This is a genomic window from Microbacterium sp. DMC48, assembly GCF_056313825.1.
Genome location: NZ_JBQUZN010000003.1, coordinates 630,159 through 651,287 on the forward strand (window position 1 = coordinate 630,159; position 21,129 = coordinate 651,287).

The 21,129-nt window shown below is 72.0% G+C and carries 17 protein-coding genes; 5 read left to right on the forward strand and 12 right to left on the reverse strand.

The genetic code is table 11. The annotated features are described in order from the left end of the window. The first annotated feature begins 83 nt into the window (after positions 1-83). Both ACT53O_RS02960 and ACT53O_RS02965 read left to right on the forward strand, forming a co-directional pair. Complete coding sequence (locus ACT53O_RS02960; protein WP_476151296.1) at positions 84-4,931, forward strand: ATP-dependent helicase; 4,848 nt, start codon at positions 84-86, stop codon at positions 4,929-4,931. A 33-nt stretch (positions 4,932-4,964) separates the two neighbouring features. Continuing rightward, the gene (locus ACT53O_RS02965; RefSeq protein WP_476151297.1) at positions 4,965-5,738 is read left to right on the forward strand and encodes a DNA-formamidopyrimidine glycosylase family protein; all 774 of its coding nucleotides are present in this window, start codon (positions 4,965-4,967) and stop codon (positions 5,736-5,738) included. 213 nt (positions 5,739-5,951) lie between these two features. Here the strand turns inward: ACT53O_RS02965 and ACT53O_RS02970 are convergent, their stop codons facing one another. Beyond that, positions 5,952-6,614: a YitT family protein gene (locus ACT53O_RS02970; protein ID WP_036316769.1), complete on the reverse strand. Its 663-nt coding sequence runs from the start codon at positions 6,612-6,614 to the stop codon at positions 5,952-5,954. Positions 6,615-6,703: 89 nt separating this feature from the next. Here ACT53O_RS02970 and ACT53O_RS02975 point away from each other — a divergent pair, with 89 nt between their 5' ends. Genes ACT53O_RS02975 through ACT53O_RS02985 form a run of 3 tightly spaced genes read left to right on the forward strand, consistent with a single transcriptional unit; the run spans position 6,704 to position 8,710 of the window. Beyond that, entirely contained in the window at positions 6,704-7,111 is a 408-nt protein-coding gene (locus ACT53O_RS02975; RefSeq protein ID WP_005050582.1) for a UDP-3-O-(3-hydroxymyristoyl)glucosamine N-acyltransferase, read from the forward strand. Positions 7,112-7,145: 34 nt separating this feature from the next. After that, a complete protein-coding gene (locus ACT53O_RS02980) occupies positions 7,146-7,934 on the forward strand; it encodes a substrate-binding domain-containing protein (protein WP_476151298.1) in 789 nt (262 codons plus the stop codon). Positions 7,935-7,984: 50 nt separating this feature from the next. Continuing rightward, complete coding sequence (locus tag ACT53O_RS02985; RefSeq protein WP_347418317.1) at positions 7,985-8,710, forward strand: glutamine amidotransferase-related protein; 726 nt, start codon at positions 7,985-7,987, stop codon at positions 8,708-8,710. Between the two features lie 20 nt (positions 8,711-8,730). Here ACT53O_RS02985 and ACT53O_RS02990 read toward each other — a convergent pair whose 3' ends face one another. The 11 genes from ACT53O_RS02990 to ACT53O_RS03040 form a co-directional block, all read right to left on the reverse strand. After that, positions 8,731-9,546, reverse strand: coding sequence for a tryptophan-rich sensory protein (locus tag ACT53O_RS02990; RefSeq protein ID WP_476151299.1), 816 nt, complete (start codon positions 9,544-9,546; stop codon positions 8,731-8,733). A gap of 65 nt (positions 9,547-9,611) precedes the next feature. Beyond that, on the reverse strand, positions 9,612-11,354 hold the full coding sequence (treZ, locus tag ACT53O_RS02995; RefSeq protein ID WP_036317380.1) for a malto-oligosyltrehalose trehalohydrolase: 1,743 nt from the start codon (positions 11,352-11,354) through the stop codon (positions 9,612-9,614). Between the two features lie 174 nt (positions 11,355-11,528). Beyond that, complete coding sequence (locus ACT53O_RS03000; protein WP_036317382.1) at positions 11,529-12,746, reverse strand: amidohydrolase; 1,218 nt, start codon at positions 12,744-12,746, stop codon at positions 11,529-11,531. Then, positions 12,743-13,390, reverse strand: a complete 648-nt coding sequence (locus tag ACT53O_RS03005) for a VOC family protein (protein WP_036317384.1) — start codon at positions 13,388-13,390, stop codon at positions 12,743-12,745. The genes ACT53O_RS03000 and ACT53O_RS03005 overlap by 4 nt, the downstream gene beginning before the upstream one ends. Before the next feature lie 20 nt (positions 13,391-13,410). Then, a complete protein-coding gene (locus ACT53O_RS03010; protein ID WP_476151300.1) occupies positions 13,411-14,034 on the reverse strand; it encodes an alkylhydroperoxidase domain protein in 624 nt (207 codons plus the stop codon). 1 nt (position 14,035) lies between these two features. Continuing rightward, positions 14,036-14,680, reverse strand: coding sequence for a CMD domain protein (locus tag ACT53O_RS03015; protein ID WP_476151301.1), 645 nt, complete (start codon positions 14,678-14,680; stop codon positions 14,036-14,038). Then, the gene (locus ACT53O_RS03020; RefSeq protein WP_036317391.1) at positions 14,677-15,750 is read right to left on the reverse strand and encodes a putative FMN-dependent luciferase-like monooxygenase; all 1,074 of its coding nucleotides are present in this window, start codon (positions 15,748-15,750) and stop codon (positions 14,677-14,679) included. The genes ACT53O_RS03015 and ACT53O_RS03020 overlap by 4 nt, the downstream gene beginning before the upstream one ends. Next, positions 15,747-17,444 carry a dipeptide ABC transporter ATP-binding protein gene (locus tag ACT53O_RS03025; protein ID WP_135948608.1) on the reverse strand — a complete coding sequence of 566 codons (1,698 nt, stop codon included), beginning with the start codon at positions 17,442-17,444 and terminating at the stop codon, positions 15,747-15,749. Before ACT53O_RS03025 ends, ACT53O_RS03020 begins: the two co-directional genes overlap by 4 nt. After that, positions 17,441-18,331 (reverse strand): ABC transporter permease, encoded by an 891-nt coding sequence (locus tag ACT53O_RS03030; RefSeq protein ID WP_476151302.1) that lies wholly within the window; start codon positions 18,329-18,331, stop codon positions 17,441-17,443. Before ACT53O_RS03030 ends, ACT53O_RS03025 begins: the two co-directional genes overlap by 4 nt. Beyond that, on the reverse strand, positions 18,328-19,380 hold the full coding sequence (locus tag ACT53O_RS03035; protein WP_039416744.1) for an ABC transporter permease: 1,053 nt from the start codon (positions 19,378-19,380) through the stop codon (positions 18,328-18,330). Before ACT53O_RS03035 ends, ACT53O_RS03030 begins: the two co-directional genes overlap by 4 nt. Before the next feature lie 20 nt (positions 19,381-19,400). Further along, the gene (locus tag ACT53O_RS03040) at positions 19,401-21,053 is read right to left on the reverse strand and encodes a TIGR04028 family ABC transporter substrate-binding protein (protein WP_476151303.1); all 1,653 of its coding nucleotides are present in this window, start codon (positions 21,051-21,053) and stop codon (positions 19,401-19,403) included. Between the last annotated feature and the right edge of the window lie 76 nt (positions 21,054-21,129).

A 21,129-nucleotide genomic window follows, 5' to 3' on the forward strand; every position in this document is an offset into this window, starting at 1 on the left:
CGCGCTCCGCCGCCCCGACGCGTCGGTGTTCGCCGCGCGCGAGCGCGACCCCGCGTGTCGGAGGTCCGCGCGATGATGGAGCGATGGCCGATGTGCTCGAGCGGTTCGGTCCTGCGACCCAGGACTGGTTCCGCGGCGCCTTCGCCCAGCCCACGAGCGCTCAGGCGGGGGCGTGGGATGCGATCTCCGCCGGCAAGCACGCCCTCGTCGTGGCTCCCACCGGCTCGGGCAAGACCCTCTCGGCGTTCCTCTGGGCCATCGACCGCGTCTTCCGTGAGAAGGCTCCGGCGCCGCGAGCGTCCGAAGCGGCGGAAGACCCCGCTGCGCCCAAGCAGCCCGCTGCCCCCCAGCAGCCCCCTGGCTCCCGGAAGAAGGCGGCGAGGAAGAAGGATGCCGCCGGCACGCGCATCCTCTACATCTCCCCGCTCAAGGCGCTCGGCGTCGACGTCGAGCGCAACCTCCGCTCGCCGTTGGTGGGAATCGGGCAGGCGGCGAGGCGCCTCGGCATCCCGCTCCCCGAGGTCACCGTCGGCGTGCGCTCGGGAGACACTCCGGCCGCCGATCGGCGCCGACTCGTCACTGACCCGCCCGACATCCTCATCACCACGCCCGAGTCGCTGTATCTGATGCTCACCTCGCAGGCGGCGGCGACCTTGCGCGACGTGCACACGGTGATCGTCGACGAAGTGCACGCGGTCGCGGCGACCAAGCGCGGCGCTCACTTGGCCGTCAGCCTCGAACGACTCGACGCGCTGCGTCGCGGCGACGACCCCGAGCGCGCGCCCGCGCAACGCGTGGGGCTCTCGGCCACCGTGCGCCCCATCGACGAGGTGGCGCGCTTCCTCGGCGGCTCCGCGCCGGTCGAGATCGTCGCCCCGCGTGCGACGAAGGCGTTCGATCTGCGCGTCGTGGTGCCGATGAGCGACATGCTCAACCCTCCCCCACCGCCGGAGCGGACCGATCCCGACGCGGAGGCGGCGACGGATGCCGAGGGCGACGGCGACGGCGACTGGTTCACGCCGTCGCAGCCGTCCGAGGTCACCGGCTCGGTCTGGCCGCACGTGGAGGAGGCCATCGTCGACCGCGTCCTGGCGCATCGCTCGACGATCGTGTTCGCGAACTCGCGGCGTCTCGCCGAGCGCCTCACGGGGCGCCTCAACGAGATCTATGCGGAGCGGCTCGGGCTCGATCTGCCCGGGCAGACGGTTCCGGCCGCCACGATGGCCCAGGCGGGAGCGAGCGCCGGAGCCCCGCCGGAGCTGGCGAAGGCCCACCACGGCTCGGTGTCGAAGGAGCAGCGCGCCCAGGTCGAAGACGAACTGAAGCGCGGCATCCTGCGCTGCGTCGTCGCGACGAGTTCGCTGGAGCTCGGCATCGACATGGGCGACGTCGATCTGGTGATCCAGGTCGAGGCACCGCCGTCCGCCGCCTCGGGACTCCAGCGTGTCGGACGGGCGGGCCATCAGGTGGGCGAGGTGAGCCGGGCCGCACTGTTCCCCAAGCACCGCGGCGATGTCCTCCACACCGCGCTGGTGACCGAACGCATGCTCGCGGGCCAGATCGAGGCGATCAGCGTGCCGCAGAATCCGCTCGACATCCTCGCGCAGCAGACGATCGCCGCGTGCGCCGTCGGGCCGGTGGACGTCGAGGGCTGGTTCGAGACGGTGCGGCGCTCGGCGCCCTTTCGCACGCTGCCCCGCTCGGCCTACGAAGCGACGCTCGACCTGCTGGCCGGCAAGTACCCGTCCGACGAGTTCGCCGAGCTGCGTCCCCGCGTCGTCTGGGACCGCGATCACGGCACCCTCACGGCGCGCCCCGGTGCCCAGCGCGTGGCCGTGACGAGTGGCGGCACGATCCCCGACCGCGGCCTGTTCGGCGTCTTCGTCGCCGGCGAGACGCGAAACGCCCGGGTGGGCGAGCTCGACGAGGAGATGGTCTACGAGTCGCGCGTGAACGACGTGTTCACGCTCGGCACCACGAGCTGGCGCATCGTGGAGATCACGCACGACCGCGTCAACGTCCTGCCCGCGTTCGGTCAGCCGGGAAAGCTGCCGTTCTGGCACGGCGACGGGCTCGGCCGGCCCGCCGAGCTGGGCGAAGCCCTCGGCCGGTTCTCGCGTGAGGTGGCGGGAGCGGATGCCGAGAAGGCGACGGCGCGTCTGCGGGAATCGGGCCTCGACGACAACGCGATCAGCAACCTGCTGGCCTATCTCGACGAGCAGAAGGAGGCCACCGGAAGCCTCCCGACCGACCGCACGCTGACCGTCGAGCGCTCGCGCGACGAGGTCGGCGACTGGCGGATCATCTTGCATTCCCCGTACGGCATGCATGTCCACGCCCCGTGGGCGCTGGCCGTCAATGCGCGCATCCGGGAGCGGCTGGGCGTCGAGGGCTCGGCGGTCGCCAGCGACGACGGCATCATCGCGCGGGTGCCGGATGCCGAGAGCGAGCCGCCCGGCGCAGAGCTGTTCGTCTTCGAGCCGGACGAGCTCGAACAACTCGTCACCGATGAGGTCGGCGGCTCGGCGCTGTTCGCCTCCCGGTTCCGCGAGTGCGCCGCACGCGCGCTGCTGCTGCCCCGTCTGAACCCGAACAAGAGGTCGCCGCTGTGGCAGCAGCGCCAGAAGTCGGCCCAGCTGCTGGAGGTGGCCAAGAACCACCCGACGTTCCCGATCATCCTCGAGACGCTGCGCGAAGTCCTCCAGGACGTCTACGACCTCCCTGCGCTGCTGCGCATCGCGCGCTCCATCGGCGACCGCCGGATCCGGCTGGTCGAGACCACCACGAGCACCCCCTCGCCGTTCGCCCGCGATCTGCTGTTCGGCTACGTCGGCGCCTTCATGTACGAGGGCGACTCGCCCCTCGCCGAGCGTCGCGCGGCCGCTCTGTCGGTCGACCCCGCCCTGCTCGGCGAGCTGCTCGGCAAGGTCGAGATGCGCGAGTTGCTCGACCCGGCCGTGATCGCGCAGTTCGAACGCGAGGCGCAGCGACTGGACCCGTCGCGGCGCGTGCGCGGGCTGGAGGGCGTCGCCGACCTGCTGCGCCTTCTCGGACCGCTCGACGCGATCGAGGTCGCGGCGCGACTGGCCCCACCGGCTGCGCAGTCGCAGGACGCGTCTGCGGGTGTGGCACCGTCCCCGACGGATGCCGAGAGCGACGCGGGCGCGCACGGCGCGGCATCCGCTTTCCTCGATCAGCTCGTCGCGGCACGTCGGGCGATCCGTGTGAGTGTCGGCGGTGTCGAGCGGGTCGCGGCCATCGAGGACGCCGGGCGGCTCCGCGATGCTCTGGGCGCCGCGCTGCCCGTCGGCATTCCGCTCGCCTTCCTCGAGCCCGTCGCCGACCCCCTCGCCGACCTCGTCGCGCGCTACGCGCGCACCCACGGCCCGTTCCGCACGGCCGACGTCGCACGGCGGCTCGGCGTCGGCGGCGCCGTCGCCCGCCAGACGCTGCAACGGCTGGAGTCGCAAGGGCGCGTGGCGAGCGGCTTCTTCCTGCCCGAGGGGGCCGCCCCGCGATCGATGACCGACGACGAGGGCGGTTCCCGCGCCGGCATCGACGACCTGGAATGGTGCGACAGCGAGGTGCTGCGACGTCTGCGCCTGCGCTCGCTCGCCGCGATCCGCGGCACCGTCGAACCCGTGGCGCCGGCCTCGTACGCCCGCTTCCTCCCCGCCTGGCAGCACATCGCGGGCGCGGCCGGCGGACGCCCGCTCGAGGGTGTCGACGGCGTCCTCGCCGTCATCGAGCAGCTCGCGGGCGTACCGCTTCCCGCCAGCGCGTGGGAGTCGTTGATCCTGCCGCTGCGGGTGAGCGACTACACACCGGCGATGCTCGACGAGCTCACCTCGACCGGCGACGTCGTCTGGTCGGGTCACGGCTCGTTGCCCGGCCGCGACGGGTGGATCGCCCTTCACCCCGCCGACACAGTGGCCCTCACCCTCACCCCGGCGGAAGACCCGGAGGCACCCTCCGACACGGAGCAGCGCATCATCGACGCCCTCCGCGCCGGCGGCGCGTTCTTCGCCGGCCAGCTGGCAGCAATGAAGCAGGCGACCAGCGAGCAGGCGGTCATCGATGCGCTCTGGAACCTCGCCTGGACGGGACGGGTGACCAACGACACCTTTGCGCCCGTTCGCGGTCTGCTCGCCGGAGGCTCGCAGGCGCATCGCACCGCGAGACGTGCTCCCCGCGCCCGCATGTTCCGGGGGACCTCCATCCCCACGACCCTGGCCGCCACGCGCACCGCCGCACCGCGCGCGCCGATGGCCGGCGGACGATGGTCGCTGCTGCCCGAGCCGTCTGCCGATGGCGCGCTGCGGGCGACGGCCTCGGCGAGCCTGCTCCTGGAGCGCTACGGCGTCGTGACGCGCGGCAGCGTGCAGGCCGAGGGCGTCCCCGGAGGGTTTGCGCAGGCCTACCGCGTGCTCGCCGGATTCGAGGATGCCGGGCACTGCCGCCGCGGCTACTTCATCGAGAAGCTCGGGGCCGCGCAGTTCGCGGCATCCGCCACCGTCGATCGCCTCCGTGAGTACGCCGCTCTCGCCGACCCGCCGCCGCGTCGCGCCGTCACGCTCGCGGCGACCGATCCGGCGAACCCGTACGGCGCCGCACTGGCCTGGCCGGCGCTCGACGGCGTCTCGCATCGTCCCGGGCGCAAAGCCGGCGGACTCGTCACGCTGGTCGACGGCGAGCTGGTGTTCTACCTCGAACGCGGCGGCCGGTCGGCGCTCGTGTTCAGCGACGACGACGAGGTGCTGGCCGCCGCTGCCGCGAGCCTGGTGGCCACGGCGCGCACCCATCGCCTCGACACGCTCACGGTCGAGCAGGTGTCCGGAGCGTTCGTGTACGGCACCGCGTCCGGGCGCGCCCTGCAGAGCGCAGGCTTCGTCGAGTCCAGCCGCGGCCTCACCCTGCGACGGCAGCGATGAGGCGGCTGCCCGCGCGCTCGTCAGGAGCCGCTCATGCCTGAGGGCGACACCGTCTTCCGCACGGCGCGACGGTTGCACGAGGCGCTCGCCGGTGCCGAGGTCGTCCGGTTCGACCTGCGCGTGCCACGCCACGCCACGGCCGATCTGACCGGCGAGGTGGTGCACGAGGTCGTGCCGCGGGGCAAGCATCTGCTGATGCGCATCGGCGGGTTCACCCTGCACTCGCATCTGAAGATGGAGGGGCGCTGGATGGTGTTCGGGCGCGGCGAACGCTGGCGGGCTCCGGCCTACCAGGCCCGCGCGATCGTCGGCACCGCGGCCGTCGATGCCGTGGGCTTCGAGATCGCGATGGTCGACCTCGTCGCCACCGCCGACGAAGACCAGCTGGTCGGCCACCTCGGTCCCGATCTGCTCGGCCCGGATTGGGACGCCGAGGAGGCGGCACGGCGCATCCTCGCCGACGAGCGGGCCGTTCACGTCGCGATCCTCGATCAGCGCAACCTTGCCGGACTGGGAAACGAGTACGCCAACGAGCTGCTGTTCGTCCGCGGCATCCTTCCCACCACGCCGGCCGCGGCCGTGGATGCGGCCGGGCTCGTCGAGACGGCCACGCGGATGATCCGCGCCAACCGCGATCGCGCGTCGCGGACATTCACCGGTGACACCCGTCCCGGTCGGCAGAACTGGGTCTACCGCCGAGAGCGCAAGCCGTGCCTGCGCTGCGGCACGCCGATCCGCCGCACCGAGCTGGGTGCCACGCAGACCAGCGAGCGCATCGTGTTCTGGTGCCCCCGCTGCCAGAGCTGACCGCGCCCACTCGCCCCGCGCCGCCAGCCCGGCGGCACGGCCACCACGTCGGCGCCTGCCAGCGCGCCGCAACAGAATCGGATCAGCGCAACAGAATCGGATGCCGCGGCATCCGCTCCTCCGCATCCGTTGCCAGACTCCGCATCCGGTGCGGCGCGGGCCACCAGCCACGCGGCGCACGCCGGCCCGGCGGCGACGGAAGATGTCGCGGTGTCAGCGGCCGAGGTAGCGGCCCGGACGGTGGTTGAGGGCGAGCACGAGGTTGAGGAGGATCGCGCCGACGGCGCTCATCACCACGTTCGGCCAGGGGACCACCAGCAGCGCCAGCGCCACGATCAGCACGTCGAAGATCATCATCGTCCACCCCGCGCGGAAACCGGTGCGGTCCTGGATCTCGAGGCCGACGATGTTGATGCCGCCGACGCTGCCGCGGTGGCGGAAGAGGATCAGTACCCCGACACCGGCGAGCAGGTTGCCCGCGAGGGTGCCGTACAGCGGCTGGAGACCGCTGATCGGGAAGAGCGCGTCGTGCAGCGGGGCGAGCCCGGAGACCAGTGCGATGCAGACGATCGTGCGGATCGTGAAGTCCCAGCCGCGCCGCCACACGGCGAGCAGCGCGAACGGCAGGTTGACGGCGGCGAACAGGATCCAGAAGGGCCACCCCGTGGCGTAGCCCAGCAGCAGCGAGAGACCGGCGGTGCCGCCCGTGACCGCCCCGGCCGCGTGCAGCAGGTGCAGCCCCAGGGAGACCAGGAACGTTCCTGTGAGGATGCCGAGAATGTCCTCCGCGACCGAGTGATCTTGGGTCTTGGCTTCGAAGACAAGGGTGGGACCGGTCGTCGGGTCGGGGTCCGCGGGGATGGTCACGGCATCCATCTTCGCAAGCCGCGTGCGACTCGGCGTCATCGGACCGGCCGTGGGAATGATCCGACGGTCGCCACCGTTGCGGATACCAGGAGGGATTCGTGGGTAAGAACTACATCGACATCGAAGACGAGCGTGGGCAGACACTGCGCTATCGCAAGCACGTCAACGGCCGCGGCCTGATCGCCAACGGCGCGAAGGTGCACGCCTCGGCGCTGGTCGAAGCGGGCGCGTATGTCGAACCGGGTGCGCAGATCGCCGCGGGTGCTCACATCGGCCGCGGCGCGTGGATCGAACCGGATGCCGTGATCGGGCCGGACGTGGAGATCGCCCCGCACGCGCACATCGGATCGGGCGCCGCGATCGGCCCTCGCGCCAAGATCGGCGTTCGCACGGTGGTCGGCGCGCACGCGCGCGTGGCGGGCGGATCGCTCATCGGCGACGATGAGCAGATCGCCGACGGCGAGCGCGTCGCAACGGATCGCCGAGGCCTTCGCCTGGCCGCCTGAACTCTCTCATCCTCGGCGGGATACGCTGGCCTGCATGGCCGGACGCGGAACGGGAGGAACGGGCGGGCGACCCGGCAGGCCCGCGCGGCCCTCGGCATCCGCTCGCCGCTCGCCTCAGAAGCGTGGGACGAAGAAGGGCGCTGCCGGCACCGGTGGGGCACCGAAGGGCGCGAGTCCGAGACCGGCAACGTCGACGGCGCCCGCACCTGCGCGCGGCCGCTTCCGCCTCGGCGCGATCGAAGGCGCCACTCCGGGAAAATGGATCGGAACCTGGCGTGAGCGGATGCCGCACGTAGCCCTCGAGCTCGCGCCGTTGAGCATCGCCGACCAACGGCAGGCACTGACGACGGCCACGGTCGACGCGGCGCTCGTGCGTCTGCCGATCGATCGCACCGGCCTGCACGTCATCCGTCTGTACGACGAAGTGCCCGTGGTCGTCTGCGCGGCCGACTCCCATCTCACCGCCGCGGACGAGCTGACCCTCGCCGATCTGAGCGGAGAGGTGATCATCGTTCCGCAGCATCCGCCCCTGGAGCTCGAGGTGCCAGGCGGCGAGACCCCTCGCTTCGCTGCGCCGGACACCGTCGCCGACGCCATCGCGATCGCAGCATCCGGCGCGGGAATCGTGATCGTCCCCATGTCGCTGGCGCGGCTGCACCACCGGAAGGATGCCGCGCACCGCCCGCTCACCGACGGACCGACCTCGAGCATCGCTCTGGCGTGGGCGGCCGCTCCGGCGACGGGACCGGACGCCACGGCCGCTGCGTTCGTCGAGACCTTCATCGGCATCGTCCGCGGGCGGACCGCCAACTCGTCGCGGTGAGCGACGTCACACACCTGCCCCCTCGAAGCACGCCCGCCTAGACTCTCGACATGTCTCCCCTCGTCTACGTGTGCGCCCGCCCGCAGCAGGGTGCGGCAGCGGCCGAGTACGAATCATTCCGTCAGGCGATGCGCCTGGACGAGAACGAGTTGGAACGCTGGGATCTCGTGCGCGACCCGTGGCCCGCCGACGCGGCCCGACGCTGGCGCGGTGCCGTCGTGGGCGGCAGTCCCTTCAACGTGACCGATCCCGAGTCGGCCAAGACCGATGCGCAGCGGCGCCTGGAGGGCGACCTCGCCCACCTGGCGCAGGCCGCGGCATCCGGCGAGACCGCCGCACTGTTCACGTGCTACGGGATCGGCGTCGCGACGCGCGCGCTCGGCGGCGAGGTGACCCGGGCGTACCCGGAGGACACCGGACCGACCACGGTCACACTGACCGCGGACGCCCAGCAGGATCGCCTCTTCGGGGTTCTCGCGTCGACGTTCGCGGCACTGACGGCGCACAAGGAAGGCACCGGGCGCCTCCCCGAGGGCGCCGTGCTGCTGGCGACCAACGACGCCTGCCCCGTTCAGGCCTATCGGCTCGGCGAAACGCTCTACGCGACCCAGTTCCACCCCGAACCCACCGGCCGGGCGTTCACCGAGCGCATGGCCGTCTACCGCGACGACGGCTACTTCGCAGCGAACGACTTCGATCGCATCGCCGCGCGGGTGCTCGCCGCGTCTCTCACCGAGCCGGTGCGGATCCTCCGCGCCTTCTCGCAGACCTTCTGAGCGGGGCGCGCCCGCACCGTTCAGTCGCCGATCGTCGCGGCCACCGCCCGTCGCCGCAGGGCCGCGGCGACGGCGGCGATCATGATGACGGCGGCCACGACGAAGGCGGCCGTGGCGACCGCCGGCGCGTGCGGCTCACCGCTGCTGCGCGCCACACCGATCCACACGAGCCCCCACGACATCGCGAGCGCCGGAGTGATGCGCCCGCCGGTGCCGAACGCGATCGCGATGCCGACGAGGGCGACCACCACGAGCACGATCACCCCCCAGAGCTGCTGAGCGTCGGCGTCCATCGGCGCGACGACCTCAGCGGCCAGCCACGCCGTGATGTTCGCGACGGTGGCCAGGCTCACCCACCCGAGATGGATGCCGACGGTCGCGTCCATGAACAGGCGATCGCTCCACGTCTCGGCCGGCGTGTGGACGAGGACGCGCAGCGTCGCCCCCAAAGCCACCAGGAGCAGCACGATCGCGAGCACGGTCAGCGGAAGGGTGAGGAACTGTGCCGTCAACAGCCACGCGCCGTTCAGCACGGCGGTGACGGCGATCCACCAGCCGGCGCGGCGCTGACGCTCCCGCGCGCGCTGGCCCGGCAGCGCCTGCCAGATCGTGTACGCGATCATCAGCACGTAGACGACCGACCAGATCGAGAAAGCCGGCGTCGCCGGCGCGAGCACGGTGGCATCGGCATCCAGCGCCCCGCCCTGCAGCTCACGCACATTGGTGCCGCCGAACAGCCCCGTGCCCACCATCGCGGCGATGATCATGAAGACCACCGTGGAGATGACCACGATCTGGCGCAGAAGGTCGGTTCCGGTCGGGCGCGAGTCGTCCATGCCATCGAAGGTATGCACGGATGCCGTCGCGCGCCAGACCCTTGACACGTGCGGCGCCGTCGGGATCAGAGCGACGGCGCCTGCTCCCGCGCACCGACGACAGCGGCGGAATCGGCCGAGAGCACGAGGGGTCCGGCATCCGTGCGCTGTTCGTGCGCCGTCGTCGCGAGCCAGATCTCGCGGCCCACGAGCTCGACGGTCCACGGCTCGGGCGAGAGGTTCACGTACACCGACGCGGTGTCGCGGTGAAGGATCCATCGTCCGTCGCCGACGCTCTCGGCCGCATGGCCCCGTTGGTCGGGATCGGTCAGCTCCGGCCGACGCGCCCGCAGTCGCGCCAGCGCGCGATACAGCGACAGCAGGCGCGCGTGCGCCGGCTGGTCGAGTTCGGACCAGTCGAGCTTCGACCGCTCGAACGTCGCCGGATCGTTCGGGTCGGGCACGAGCGCCTCGTCCCACCCCATCCGGGCGAACTCGGCTTTGCGTCCCTCGCGGGTCGCGGCGGCGAGCTCGGGCTCGGGGTGCGAGGTGAAGAACTGCCACGGCGTGGATGCCCCCCACTCCTCGCCCATGAACAGCATGGGGGTGCCGGGCGCCGTCATCGTCAGCACCGCCGCGACGCCCAGACGCGCCGACGTCAGCGACTGGCTCAGGCGGTCCCCGGCTGCCCGGTTGCCGATCTGGTCGTGGTCCTGGGCGAAGGTGACGAGGCGCCACGACGGCACGGCCGCGGGAATCGGCGCGCCCCAGTCGCGGTCCCGGAACGAGGAGAACGTGCCGTCGTGGTAGAAGCCGCCCGTCCACGTCTTGGGCAGCGCCTGCGGATCCGCGAAGTCGGCGTAGTAGCCCTCCGTCTCACCGGTCAGGGCGACGTGCACGGCGTGGTGCCAATCGTCCACCCACTGCGCGGTCAGTCCGTAGCCCCCGGCCTCGCGCGGCAGGATCATGATCGGATCGTTCAGATCGCTCTCCGCGATGAGGCTCAGCGGGCGGCCCAGATGCGCCGACAGCGCGTCGACGCGCTCGGCGATCTCCTGCAGAATGTGCACCGGGCTCGATGCGGACTCGTGCAGCGCATGCACGGCGTCGAGGCGCAGACCGTCGACGTGCATCTCACCGAGCCACATCAGCGCATTGTCGATGATGTAGTCGCGCACCGCCCGCTGGTCGAGGTCGATGCTCGAGCCCCACGCGTTGCTCTGCCCGTCGCGGAGATACGGCCCGAACTCGGGCAGGTAGTTGCCGGAGGGACCGAGGTGGTTGTAAACGACGTCCTGCACGACCGCGAGCCCCGCCGCGTGCGCCGCGTCGACGAAGCGACGATACGCCTCCGGGCCGCCGTAGTCCTCCTGCACGGTGTACCAGAGCACGCCGTCGTAGCCCCAGTTGTGGGCGCCGTTGAAGCCGTTGACCGGCAGCAGCTCGACGTGGGTGATCCCCAGCTCGACCAGGTGCGGCAGGCGGCCGATCGCGGCATCCAAAGTGCCCTCGGGCGTGAACGTGCCGACGTGGAGTTCGTAGATCACGCCCCCGGCGAGCTGGCGTCCGGTCCAGGCGCCATCGCTCCAGACGAAGGATGCCGCGTCGTCCCACGCCGACAGATCGTGCACGCCCCGCGGCTGTCGGCGGGAGCGCGGGTCGGGTCGCACGTCGCCGTCGTCGAGCACGAAGCCGTACTCGTCACCGGCGGTGAGCGTGAGCGGGCTCGCCCACCACCCGGCATCCCCCGCGGTCAGCTCGACGTCGTCGAGCCCCGGCCGCCGCAGTCGTACCCGCGCCGCACGCGGCGCCCACACCTCGATCGTCATGCGACCATCCTGCCTGTCACGGGCTCGCGCGTCGGACCCCTTGACGCGATGGAGCTACGACGCTGCGTGTGCCTCCACGAGTGCCGCAGAATGTGACGAACTCCGCAGCGGATGCCGCGTCCGCGTGCGGAGTCGGTCACGATCTGCGGAGTTCGTGCGGGCGCGGCGGAGCGCTCAGTGCTCCCAGCGGGAGGGGCCGCCGGATGCCGCGAACTCCGCCGCCGCTGCGGCACGCAGCTCGGGGTCGGCAGCGTAGGCCACGGCCGTCGCGGCGAGGGCGACGGCGGCATCCACGAGCGCGTCCGCGGCGGCGGGCAGCACCGTGAGCTCGGCGAACGCCGCGTTGTGCGGGAAGACGTCGTCGGGGCCGCCGAGCCCCAGCGAGGGATGGATCGAGGGAACGAGCCGGCTGACGTTTCCCATGTCGGTCGACGGCCCGCCCTGCGGCGGGGCGGCCGGCGGGGGAACCTCGTGCCCGCGTGCGGCGAACGCATCCACCCAGCGCGAGGTCAGCGCGGTGTTCGTCTGCAGCGGCAGGTAGGGAGGCACGGGATCGACGTCGATCTCGGCACGCGTGCCGGTGGCGAGAGCGGCGCCTTCGAGCACGGCGAGGACGCGATCGGTGAGCTCCCGCAGCTGATCGACGTCGGCGGAGCGCACGTAGAACAGCGCCGAGGCGCGCTCGGGCACGATGTTGGGCGCGGCGCCGCCGTCGGTGATGATGCCGTGGAGGCGATCGGTCGGCAGGATGTGCTGGCGAAGTTGCGCGATGCTCTGGTACGCCGTCACGACGCCGTCGAGCGCGTTGCGGCCGAGCCACGGCGCCCCCGCGGCGTGCGCGGCCCGCCCGTGGTAGGTCACCGCAACGCGGCGCACACCCGTCGTGCGCTGGCCGAGCACGGAGCTCGTGCCCGATCCGCTCGAGGGGTGCACCATGCCCGCGGCATCCACGTCGTCGAAGCCCCCGGCGCGGATGATGAGCTCCTTGCCGCCGCCGTTCTCCTCGGCGGGAGTGCCGATGAGCGACAACCGCCCACCGAGGCCGGCGACCACCGGCGCGGCCGCGAGGTATGCGCCCACGGCGACGGCCGCGATCACGTTGTGCCCGCAGGCGTGGCCGATGCCGGGCAGGGCGTCGTACTCGGCGATGATCGCGAAGTGCGGGCCGGATGCCGCGCCCGCCGCGGCCGTGCTCGCCCGCAGGGCGGTGTCGAGTCCGAAGGCTCCGACCTCGGCATCCACCCCGTGCGCCGCCAGTAGCGCCGCGATGCGGGCGACCGACGCGTGCTCCTCGAAGCCGATCTCGGGCTGGTCGTACAGCTCGCGCGCGAGCCGCTCCAGCTCGGGACGCAGCTGCTCGACCGCCGCCGCGATCTCGGCGTCGACGCTCACAGCTCGACGAGCTCGCCGTCGGCGCGGCGGAGCGTCAGCCGGAAGCCCGACTCCGCACCCGCCACGACCTCAGCGACGCCGTCGCCCAGCCCGTAGGCGGCCAGGATCGCCTGCAGCGGCGCGGGGTCGGGCTCGGTGCGAACGAGCGAGATCAGCTCGATCGTGGGGATGTCGCTGAGTCCGGGCTGCGCGGTGGTGCCCCAGTCGATGAGGAAGGGCACGTCGATACGACGGTTCTCGCCGCGCGTGAGCCGCCACTCCAGCAGGGTGCCGTCGGGCGTGCGGCGGGAGAGGTCGCTGACGTCTCCCGGGTCGTAGCCGCCCGCGCGCGCCGTGGCGACGGTGGCCTCGATGTCGGCGGGATGCACCGCGTACGCCTGCACGCTCGGCGCGGTAAGCGTCGAGATGCCGAAGGTCTCCGGCAGCTCCGGCTCGGGGCGGGCTGGGTTGGGACCGATCAGCTCGATGTACTGCGGTCCGCGGCGGCCGTCGACGGTGAGCGCGACGAGGGCGTTGGCGGTGCCGGTCGGGTGGGCGCCGCCGGGTGCGGCGACGACGCCGGTGCGCTCGGCGAACCAGTCGACCAGCGCGGCGAGGTCGGGACCGGCGATGACGACGTGGTCCAGAAGGGTGGGGATGCTCATGATGTCCTCGTGGTGTCGGGTTATCGGGTGGAGGCGCGGCGGGCGGGAACCTCGGGCTCGCCGAGCGACAGCATGAGTCGGTTCGCCCAGTTGAAGAACGCGGCGCCGCCGATGACGTCGACGATCTCGACATCGTCGAGCCCCGCTGCCCGCAGGCGCGCGATGTCTGATTCACCGAACGCCAACGGGGTGTCGGCGAGGGCGACGGATGCCGCGACCACCGCGTTCCACGTCTCGTCGCCGAGTTCGGCGTCCACGCCCTCGTCGAGCAGCCGCTGCACGTCGGCCTCGCGGCCGGACTCGCGGGTCGCGGCGGCGGCGTGCACCGACGCGCAGAAGACGCAGCCGTTGTGGCGCGAGGTCGCGGCGGCGGCGAGCTCTCGCTCGGCACGACCGATGCCGCCGGTGACGTTGTAGAAGATGTCGAGGTCGGTCAGCGTGCGGGCGCGGAGCGCCTCGGGGTCGCGGGCGAGCAGTCGGAAGTACGGCATCTTCGCGCGTGCGGGCTCGATGAGGGCATCGCGCTGGGCATCGGTGAGCTCGTCCTCGGCCACGGGAAGCAGCCACGGGACCCAGCCGAGTCCTTCCTGGGTGAACGCGTCGGGTCGAGCCAGGTCGGCGTAGGTGGTGACGACGTCGGTCATCTCAGGCTCCTTCGGAAACGGTGGCGGAGGCGGCGGAGGCGGCGACCGGTGCGGATGCCGCGGCCAGCGCGCGCAGCCCCCAGGCCACACGCAGCTGGAAGCTCAGGAAGGCGATGAGCTGCGACAGCGAGACGATGTCGTCGGGGCTCCACCCGGTATCCACGAGGTCCTGAAGCGCCTCGGCGCGCGCCTCGCGCGGACGGAAGACGAGCAGATGTGCGTGCGCGAACGCGCCGGACAGTCGCGGGCCCAGGTCGGAGGCGGTCGCGGCATCCGGAGTCCAGCGCACGCCGTCGGTGGACTCCGCCTGCAGACGCGGCTCGCGATAGGCGCCGAACGGACCGGTCGCGGCGGCGGAGGCCGCGGCGGACGCGACGACGGAGGTCAACGCGGGGGTCTCGTCGCCCAGGAGGTCGCCGTAGAACGCGGTCGCCGCGTCGAAACCGTGCAGCTGCGAGACGAACGAGGCGACCGCGTACCGCTCCGCCAGTGCGAACGTGCCCGGCTCGGCGGGCTCGAGCAGCGCCTCGAAGCTGCGCTGGGCGTTCTCGCGGGCCTGCGCGCGCTTCTCGCGCACCGCGGCGAGCGGGTCGCTCGGCGCGATGCCGGCGAGCAGGTCGATGATGTCGGCGCTGGGGGTGGTCATGCGAGTCCTTCCGAGGAGGCGACGAGGGCGAGCGGACGATGGGCGTGGTGGAGCGCGGCGGCGGCGTCCGCTCCGACGGCGAAGCCGAGGCGCGGGGCGACCTCGCCGGCCAGCAGCTCGAGGGAGCGGAGGGTCAGCTCGTGGGTCGCCGCGATCGAGTGCACCTGGAACGAGACGTCGCTCGCCTCGGGCAGTGTGCGATCGGCCGACAGCGATGCGACCACCTCGTCGACGGTGCCGACGTGGGTATCGGTGAGGCGGACGAGCTCGTCGAGGGAGACGCCGTCGGTGTCGAGGCCGAACATGGTGCGCGCGAGGTGACGCAGGCCGTCACCGGCCAACTCGAGCGCGCGCGTACGGTTCTCCGGGTCGACGACGAGCGCCGTCCGGGAGGCGAGGACGCGGACGGGGGCGCCGTCGGGAAGAGCGGCCCGGTAGGCCTCGATGATCGGCAGCTGCAGCTCGTGCAGCGGCGCGTCGGGTGCGTCGGGCGTGCGCGGCTGCGTGCGCGAGAGCAGCAGGCCGTCACCGCGCTCCCCTGCCCGGCGGCCGCCGTCGATCGAGAACGTCGCCTGCCAGATGCGCGCCGACAGATCGCCCGCGGCGGGATAGATGCGCGAGTCGGTGCCGCGCACGCCGCGCCCTTCGAGGGCGTCGAGGAGCACGTCGAGGTGATCGGCGAAGATCTCGCGGCGACGGTCGGACTCGCGGCCGAACGCCGCGAACGAGGAGGGCGTCCCCCCGGTGGCCAGCCCCAGCTGCACGCGTCCGCCGCTGATCTGATCGAGCACCGTCGCATCCTCGGCGACGCGCAGCGGGTCATCCAGCGGAAGAGTGACGACGCCGGTGGCCAGCGCGATGCGGCTCGTGCGCTCCGCGGCGGCGGCCAGCAGCACGAACGGCGACGGCAGGCCGCCCTCGTGCTCGCCGAAATGGTGCTGCGCGAGCCAGGCCGAAGCGAAGCCGGCCTGTTCCGCGTGGGCGATCTGTTCGATCGCGAACCGGTAACGATCGGCGGCGGAGGCCTCTTCGAGCACGCGGCTGAAGAAGCCGAGACGGGGACCGCTCATGCGGATACCTCTTCCTGATGAGGGGCGGCGGAGTCGGGGGCGGTCAGGGCCGCCGGCGTGGATGCGGACTCTGAGCGCAGCGATGCCCCGGGGATCGCCGCGAGGAGCTCGCGCGTGTAGGCGTGCTGAGGACCGGCGAAGACCTCGGCGGCCGGGCCATGCTCGACCTGACGCCCCCGACGCAGTACCGAGACCGTGTCGGCGATCTGACGCACGACGGCGAGGTCGTGGGAGATGAACACGTAGGTGAGGCCCAGGTCGCTCTGCAGCCGGGCGAGCAGCCGCAGGATCTGGGCCTGCACGGTGACGTCCAGCGCCGAGACGGCCTCGTCGAGCACGACCAGCTCGGGTTCGACGATCAGGGCGCGCGCGATGGCGACACGCTGACGCTGCCCGCCGGAAAGCTCCCGCGGATGCCGCGACGCGATCTCGGGCGCGAGAGCGACCAGCTCGAGGTGATGGGCCACCCGCTCGGCCCGCTCGCCGCCGCTGCCGATGCCGAAGTTGCGCAGCGGCTCGGCGAGGATGTCGCCGATGCTCTGACGCGGATCGAGTGAGGCGTAGGGGTTCTGGTAGACCAGCTGGGTGGTGCGGTGGAACGCGCGGCGAGCACGTCCGCCGGCGAGCGCGGTGACCTCGGTGCCGCCGACGCGGATGGTGCCGCGCGTCGGGTCGTTGAAGCCCGCGATCGAGCGTCCCGTCGTGGTCTTGCCCGAGCCCGACTCGCCGACCAGCGCGTGCGTCGTCCCGCGCGCCACCGTGAACGACACGTCGTCGACGGCGACCAACGGTGAACGCCCGGCGCGGCGGAACTCCTGCGTGAGCCCGGTGACCTCGACCAGGGGTGCGGATGCCGCGGCCGGCGGCGCCGCCCGCTCGACGACGCGCGCGAGCGAGGGGGCGTCGGCCAGAAGCGTGCGGGTGTAGGGCGACGTCGGCGCGGCGAGCACCTGAGCGGTCGGTCCGGCCTCCTGCACCCGACCTGCCTGCATGACGACGAGCGCGTCGGAGCGGTCGGCGGCGACGGCGAGGTCGTGCGTGATGAAGAGGATGCCGGTGCCGGTCTCGGTCCGCAGCTCGTCGAGCAGGTCGAGGACCGTGCGCTGCACGGTGACATCGAGCGCGCTCGTCGGCTCGTCGGCGATGATCAGCTCGGGCTCGAGCGCGAGCGCGGCGGCGATGAGCACGCGCTGGCGCATACCGCCCGACAGCTCGTGCGGGTACTGGCGCGCGCGGGATTCGGGGTCGTCGATGCCGACGCGTTCCAGCAGATCGATGACGCGCGCGCGGATCTTGACGCGATCCTTCCACCCGTGGATGCGCAGCGCCTCGGCGACGCTCCACTCGATGGTTGCGACCGGGTTGAGCGAGTTGCCGGGGTCTTGCGGGATCAGGGCGATGCACCGACCGCGCAGGTGGCGCCACCGCCGCTCGGACAACCCGACGAGATCGGTCAGGCCGTCGGTGCGCTCGGAGAGGCGGATGCTTCCGCCCGACACGCGGCCGTTGGCGGCGAGCAGGCCGATGACCGACTGGGCGACGGTCGTCTTGCCCGAACCGGACTCGCCGACCAGAGCCGTGACCGCCCCCGCCTCGACGTCGAACGAGACGCCGCGGACGGCGTCGACCGTTCCGCGCCGCGTGCGGTACTGGACGGCGAGGTCGCGGATGGACAGCAGCGGCTGCGCGCTCATGCGGCATCCCCTCCTCGAAGGGCCTGGCTGAGGCGGTTGGTCGCCAGCACGACGACGACGACGATCAGGCCGGGCAAGACCGTGAGCCACCAGGCGGTGGCGACGTAGTTGCGCCCCTCGGCGATCAGCAGGCCCCACTCCGGCGTGGGCGGCGGCGCGCCGTAGCCGAGGAAGCCGAGGGTCGAGATCTGCAGGATCGCCGAGCCGAACTGCAGCGCCGCCAGCGCGATCACCGGAGTCAACGAGTTGGGCAGGATGTGGCGCCACAGCACGCCGAGGAACGTGCCGCCCGAGCCGTAGGCCGCCTCGACGAAGTCCGACACGCGCACGCTGACGACTCGCGAGCGCGCCAGCCGGGCGAACACGGCGATCGAGGTGACTCCGACCGCGACGGCCGCGCTCGTGGTGCCGAAGCCGAGCAGGATGACGACGCTGAGCGACAGCAGCAGACCGGGGATCGCGAGCAGCACGTCGACGAGACGCATGAGCGTTTCGTCGACGGCGCCGCCGAGCGCGCCGGCGGCGAGGCCGACGGCGGTGCCGACGACGAGACCGACGAGCACCGCGATGAGAGCGCCGATGATCGACTGCGACGCCCCGTAGACGACGCGGGTGTAGAGATCGCGGCCGGTCGCGTCGGTGCCGAACCAGTGCTCGGGGCTGGGCGCCTGCAGCGCGGGCGCGACGGTCTCGGTGGGGTTCTGCCCCGTGAACAGTCCCGGAAACAGCGCCCAGAGCAGCGCGACGAGGATGACGAGCGCGGGCAGGACGAACCCGACGCGCGCGAGGAGCGCCGCCCATCGAATGCCCCGGTCGGCGGACGGACCCGCGCCCGGACCCATGGCGGCGGCGCCGTCGAGTCCGGCGGTGGTGGCCAGAGCGGTCATCGGTTTTCTCCTCGGGAGGAAGTGGTGGCCGCGATGGGGGTGCCGACCTCGGCATCCACGAGCTCGTCGACGGCACGGTCGGCGGCCTCCTCGCGCGGTGCCGCGGCCGACCCGCGGACACGGCCGGCGGTGCGCAGTCGCGCGTCGAGCACGGGATACAGCAGGTCGACGATCAGGTTGATGACGACGAAGGCGACCGTGGAGATCACGACGACGGCGAGCAGCACCGGGGTGTCGCGGTTGGCGACGGCCTGCGCCGTCAGCTGACCGATGCCGGCGCGGGCGAAGACCGTCTCGGTCACGACCGCGCCGCCCACCAGCTCGCCGAACAGCAGGCCGGCCATCGTGAGGGTCGGCAGCAGCGCGTTGCGGGCGACGTTTCGCCACAGCAGCCACGGCGTGCTGGCCCCGCGCGCACGGACCACCGCCACGAACGGCTGCTCGCGGACCTCGTCGATCGAACGCATCAGCACCTGGGAGAGGGGGGCCGCGATCGGGATCGCCAGCGTGATCACGGGCAGGATCAGTGCCTGCACCGGGTTCGCCCCGATCACCGGGACCAGACCCAGGCGGAAGGAGAACACCTGGATCAGGATGATGCCGATCCAGAACACCGGCAGCGACACGAACAGCGGCGGGATGCCGCGAAACACCCGGCGCAGCAGGCGACCCCCACCGTAGGTCGCGGTGAAGGCGATCGTCACCGCGAGGAACACCGCCAGCGCGAGTCCGAGCACCGCGAGGGTCAGCGTGGGCGGCAGCGCCGTCGCGATGAGATCGGAGACGGCGGCACCGCTGGCCACCGAGTAGCCGAAGTCTCCCGTCAGGAAGCCCGCGATCGAGCGGACGTACTGGACGACGAGCGGCTGATCGGCACCCAGCGACTGGCGGATCGCCTCGATCTGCTCGGGGGTGAGCCCCAGCTCGGGGCTCCCGTACCGGGCGATGACGGCGTCACCGGGGAGCGCGGCCAGCAGCAGGTAGGCCGCCGTGTAGGCCAGAGCGAGCACGAGCACCGCCTGGCCCACACGACGAAGGACGTACGTCATGGATTCCCGGATCTCCCGACTCAGCCCGCGAGCCAGGTCGAGTAGAAGGTCGGGCGTCCGACCGACTCGGTCTCGAAGCCCTGGACCTTGGCCGTCAGGCCGAAGACCTGCGGTTCCTCGAAGATCGGCAGGATGTACGCGTTCTCGGCGAGGTAGGTCTGCGCCGCCTCGGATGCCGCCTGACGCTGGGCCGTGGTCGGCTCGGAGGCGATGGCCTGCAGAAGCGTGTCGAGCTGCGGGTCGCCGATGCTGCCGTCAGCCGGGTTCAGGTTGAGCAGCGTGTTGCGGTTCTTCGAGAAGTACTGCGACTTCAGCACATCGAAGTCCGCGCGGCCGACCATGGAGTGGTACACCTGGATGACGCTCTGGTCGGTCGACGCCTTGGTCTGCGCGGCCATGTCGCCGGCGAACAGGCTCACCTGGATGCCGAGCTTGCCCAGCTGCTCCTGGATGAGGGTCACGACCTCCTTCGAGCGCGGCTGCGGCAGCGCCTCGTTGAAGCTCAGCGTCAGCTTCTGGCCGTCCTTGGCATGGATGCCGTCGGATCCGAGCGTCCAGCCCGCGGCATCCAGCAGCGACGCGGCCTTGGCGGGATCGTACGTGTAGTACGAGGAGGTGTCGACGTAGCCGAGCGCCGTCTTGGCGAGCGCCCCGGTGGCCAGCGGATAGTTCTTCGTGAACAGGGTGTCGACGATCTTCTGACGATCGATGCCGGCGATGATCGCCTGACGCACGCGCACGTCCGCCAGACGCGGCTCGCGGAAGCGGAAGCTCAGGCCGTTGTTCACGCCGTTGGTCGCGGCGGCGTGCAGCGAGAGGCCTCCAGCGGCGAACTGCGCCTCGTCGGGGGCCGGGATGTTGCGCGCGATGTCGGCCTGGCCGGCGACGACGGTGCCGACGCGCACGCTGTTCTCCGCCGCGACGACGTAGTTGACGCCCGCGAGGTAGGCGGCGCCCTGATGCTTCAGCGACGGCGGCGCCCAGTTGTAGTCCTTGCGCGCGGTGACGCTGGTCTGCGTGCCGATCTGCTCGTCGGAGATGACGAACGGACCGCTGCCGATGATCTTGGTGGCGTTGCCCGGGCCGAACTGCTCGCTGGTGCGATCGAGCGTCGCATCCGACAGCAGGCCCGAGTTGATGGTCGAGACGGCCTGCGCGAAGCCGGGCGACGGCGCGGTGAAGTGGAACACCACCGTGTGGTCGCCGGTCACCTCGCCGTGGTCGTAGTTGTTGATCGCCTCCGACACCGGAAGCGCCCGAGCCTTGTCACCCTTGCCGTAAAGGTCGATGTTCTTCACGACGTTGGCGGCGGTCAGCGGGGTGCCGTCGGAGTAGGTGACATCGGTGCGCAGGTCGAACGTGTACTCGGTGGCGTCGTCGTTGACCTTGTAGTCGGTGGCGATCCACGGCTCGAGCTCGAGCGTCTCGGGGTTCTGGTAGAGCAGCCGGTCGGTCACGTTGTTGACGATGCCGCCGTTGGGGTAGAAGCCCGCGGACGGCGGATACAGGGTCGTCCAGGTCTGCGGCTCGAGGTAGGTGAGGGTGCCGCCCGTCTGGGGCTCTCCGCCTGCGGAGGCGGACGGGGTGGCGGCGCCGGACGCGCAGCCGGCGAGGAGGGCGACGGCGGCGAGGGTGGATGCCGCCGCGAGAGTCGTGCGGGTGAGTCGGGACATGGTGGTCTCCTGGTGTGCGCCGGGCGGCGCTGCGGTGTGCGGGATGATCCACCCCATCACGGCAGTGGCCATCGCG

Coding starts and splice junctions, on each gene's coding strand:
- ACT53O_RS02960 (WP_476151296.1), top strand. CDS start 84: ATGGCCGATGTGCTCGAGCGGTTCGGTCCTGCGACCCAGGACTGGTTC.
- ACT53O_RS02965 (WP_476151297.1), top strand. CDS start 4,965: ATGCCTGAGGGCGACACCGTCTTCCGCACGGCGCGACGGTTGCACGAG.
- ACT53O_RS02970 (WP_036316769.1), bottom strand. CDS start 6,614: ATGGATGCCGTGACCATCCCCGCGGACCCCGACCCGACGACCGGTCCC.
- ACT53O_RS02980 (WP_476151298.1), top strand. CDS start 7,146: ATGGCCGGACGCGGAACGGGAGGAACGGGCGGGCGACCCGGCAGGCCC.
- ACT53O_RS02985 (WP_347418317.1), top strand. CDS start 7,985: ATGTCTCCCCTCGTCTACGTGTGCGCCCGCCCGCAGCAGGGTGCGGCA.
- ACT53O_RS02990 (WP_476151299.1), bottom strand. CDS start 9,546: ATGGACGACTCGCGCCCGACCGGAACCGACCTTCTGCGCCAGATCGTG.
- treZ (WP_036317380.1), bottom strand. CDS start 11,354: ATGACGATCGAGGTGTGGGCGCCGCGTGCGGCGCGGGTACGACTGCGG.
- ACT53O_RS03005 (WP_036317384.1), bottom strand. CDS start 13,390: ATGAGCATCCCCACCCTTCTGGACCACGTCGTCATCGCCGGTCCCGAC.
- ACT53O_RS03010 (WP_476151300.1), bottom strand. CDS start 14,034: ATGACCGACGTCGTCACCACCTACGCCGACCTGGCTCGACCCGACGCG.
- ACT53O_RS03015 (WP_476151301.1), bottom strand. CDS start 14,680: ATGACCACCCCCAGCGCCGACATCATCGACCTGCTCGCCGGCATCGCG.
- ACT53O_RS03020 (WP_036317391.1), bottom strand. CDS start 15,750: ATGAGCGGTCCCCGTCTCGGCTTCTTCAGCCGCGTGCTCGAAGAGGCC.
- ACT53O_RS03025 (WP_135948608.1), bottom strand. CDS start 17,444: ATGAGCGCGCAGCCGCTGCTGTCCATCCGCGACCTCGCCGTCCAGTAC.
- ACT53O_RS03030 (WP_476151302.1), bottom strand. CDS start 18,331: ATGACCGCTCTGGCCACCACCGCCGGACTCGACGGCGCCGCCGCCATG.
- ACT53O_RS03035 (WP_039416744.1), bottom strand. CDS start 19,380: ATGACGTACGTCCTTCGTCGTGTGGGCCAGGCGGTGCTCGTGCTCGCT.
- ACT53O_RS03040 (WP_476151303.1), bottom strand. CDS start 21,053: ATGTCCCGACTCACCCGCACGACTCTCGCGGCGGCATCCACCCTCGCC.